Origin of the sequence: Mesobacillus sp. (genome assembly GCF_047739415.1) — a bacterium.
Classification (GTDB): Bacteria; Bacillota; Bacilli; order Bacillales; family Cytobacillaceae; genus Mesobacillus.
The window spans coordinates 1-2,347 of sequence record NZ_JBIQOE010000050.1 but is presented as its reverse complement, the minus strand read 5'-3'; the positions used below and the strand labels follow the sequence as shown (position 1 = coordinate 2,347).

At 44.4% G+C, this 2,347-nt stretch carries 3 protein-coding genes; 2 read left to right on the top strand and 1 reads right to left on the bottom strand.

Translation table 11 applies throughout. From position 1 onward, the window contains the following. Window positions 1-74: 74 nt before the first annotated feature. Window positions 75-269 (bottom strand): hypothetical protein, encoded by a 195-nt coding sequence (locus ACH0QE_RS04505; RefSeq protein WP_415799499.1) that lies wholly within the window; start codon window positions 267-269, stop codon window positions 75-77. A gap of 154 nt (window positions 270-423) precedes the next feature. On the opposite strand from ACH0QE_RS04505, the gene rsmG reads away from it, so the two are divergent. After that, on the top strand, window positions 424-1,140 hold the full coding sequence (gene rsmG / locus ACH0QE_RS04500; RefSeq protein ID WP_415799498.1) for a 16S rRNA (guanine(527)-N(7))-methyltransferase RsmG: 717 nt from the start codon (window positions 424-426) through the stop codon (window positions 1,138-1,140). 201 nt (window positions 1,141-1,341) lie between these two features. Further along, the gene (gene noc / locus ACH0QE_RS04495; RefSeq protein ID WP_415799497.1) at window positions 1,342-2,235 is read left to right on the top strand and encodes a nucleoid occlusion protein; all 894 of its coding nucleotides are present in this window, start codon (window positions 1,342-1,344) and stop codon (window positions 2,233-2,235) included. The last annotated feature ends 112 nt before the right edge of the window (window positions 2,236-2,347 follow it).

Below are 2,347 nucleotides of genomic sequence, written 5' to 3'. Positions count from 1 at the left end.
ACTTGTCTAGCTGCGGCTCCTAACTCCTCGAGACGCTTCGGTCCTGCCAATGAAGTCAAAGAACGACTTCACTGTCAGGCCCTCCAGCGCTTGTCGGAGTTGAGCAGTCGCCTCCGCTTTTCGAATTGTCTAGTGTCGCCTACTAGAAACTCCGAAACTTCAACTCCGCCGGCAGAAGCAAAAAGCGCTTCTTTGTCGGAGTCTCCAGTTTCTGCGTTTCTGGGCAGTCGGCTATACTTTTTGATTTCGGTTCGCTCGGGTGAAGTCAAAGACCGACTTCACCGGTCGGCCATCTGGGGCACAGGACGTGCAGACCCGACAGCCACAGGACGTGGCGTTATTGTCGGGCAGCGCTTGTCGGGGCTAATCAAGGCGCTTGCGCTTTTCGAATAATCCACCAGTAAGGACAGAAAGGGTTGGCTTATGAATACAGATCAATTTAAAGCTTTGCTCGCTGAAAAGGGAATCGAGCTTTCTCAGAGGCAAATGGAACAATATGAAAAGTATTACCACATGCTCGTCGAGTGGAATGAAAAAATGAATTTGACTGCGATAACAGAAAAGCCAGAGGTGTACTTGAAGCATTTCTATGATTCCGTTTCTGCAGCATTTTATTTTGATTTTAATAAGCCGCTCAATTTGTGTGATGTTGGTGCCGGTGCCGGTTTCCCAAGTATCCCGATTAAAATTGCTTTCCCGGAAATCAATGTTACAATTGTCGATTCCTTGAATAAGCGAATCACGTTTTTGGAGCAGCTTTCAAAAGCATTGGGACTGGAAGGAACAACTTTTATTCACGATCGTGCGGAGACATTCGGACAAAATCCTGCTCATCGTGAAAAATATGAAGTTGTGATGGCCAGGGCTGTTGCCAGAATGTCAGTATTAAGCGAACTTTGCCTTCCGCTAGTGAAAGTTGGCGGGACATTTATCGCTATGAAGGGCAACCAGGCAGGAGAGGAACTGCAGGTTGGTGAAAAAGCGATTGCTGTTCTTGGCGGGAAGCTCGAATCCGCTCATTCATTCACATTGCCGGTGGAAGATAGCGAACGGAATATTTTAATCATTAATAAACAAAAGCCAACACCTAAGAAGTACCCAAGAAAACCGGGAACTCCGAATAAAACGCCGATTGAATAGTGGCTTTTATTATTCTCAGCGCCTCCAGAAAAAATTTGAGGTGCACGAATGAATTCAATCCAGGGGGAACCGGCCATGTTCGCTTGCGCTTTTTGTCCTATTTTCAATAATGAATTTAGTTTATAATAGAGTCTATAGGCAGGAACTTGTCATTTTTATAGAGAATATGTAATAGGGAGTTCATAAAGGTGGTGTAGGGTGATGAAGCCTTCTTTTTCGCGCTTTTTTGGCCTTGGTGAAAAGGAAAAAGAACGGAATGAAGTGGAAAAACTGAACCAGATGGAAGAACAGACGGTTGAGGATATTGACAACATAGAAAACGAAGAAATAAAGAAAATTCCGATTGACCATATTATTCCAAATAGATACCAGCCAAGAACTGTTTTTGATGATGAAAAAATTGAAGAATTGGCCCGTACCATTCACATACATGGAGTAATCCAGCCAATCGTCGTCCGTGAATTCGATCAGGATAAGTTTGAAATCATTGCAGGTGAACGCCGCTGGCGCGCGATGAAAAAGCTTGAGTGGGAAGAGGTTCCTGCAATCGTTAAAAATTTATCCGATTCCGAAACGGCATCTGTTGCTTTGATCGAGAACCTCCAGCGTGAGGAGCTGTCACCGATTGAAGAAGCAATGGCTTATGGGAAATTACTGGAAATTCATAATCTGACTCAGGAAGCCCTTGCTCAAAGACTGGGAAAAGGTCAATCAACGGTTGCGAATAAGCTGCGATTGCTTAAGCTTCCACAGGAAGTGCAGGAAGCGCTTTTGAATAAATTGATCACAGAACGACACGCCCGTTCGTTAATTCCGTTAAAAAATCCTCAGCTGCAGGTACAGATATTGGCAGAGGTCATTGAGAAATCCCTCAATGTCAAACAAACGGAAGAACGAGTCGTCAAGCTTCTGAGTCAAAATGAAGAGAAACCAAAGCCAAAGCGGAAGGCATTCAGCAAGGATATGAGGATTGCGGTCAATACAATCCGCCAGTCGCTGACAATGGTTTCCGACAGCGGCATCAATCTCGATTCGGAAGAAGAAGAGTTTGAAGAGTTCTATCAATTCACGATTCGCATACCAAAGAAGAAATAATAGATTGCTAGCGGGGGACAGGCTGTCTCCCGCTTTTTTGTTGGCTAAATTAACCCGGTCAGAAGCAAGATAACAGTGCTTTTTGTTAAGTAGACATGTTATATTACCGCAT

What these genes read in the sequence shown, in the direction of transcription:
- rsmG (WP_415799498.1), top strand. Translation starts at nt 424, where the DNA reads ATGAATACAGATCAATTTAAAGCTTTGCTCGCTGAAAAGGGAATCGAG.
- noc (WP_415799497.1), top strand. Translation starts at nt 1,342, where the DNA reads ATGAAGCCTTCTTTTTCGCGCTTTTTTGGCCTTGGTGAAAAGGAAAAA.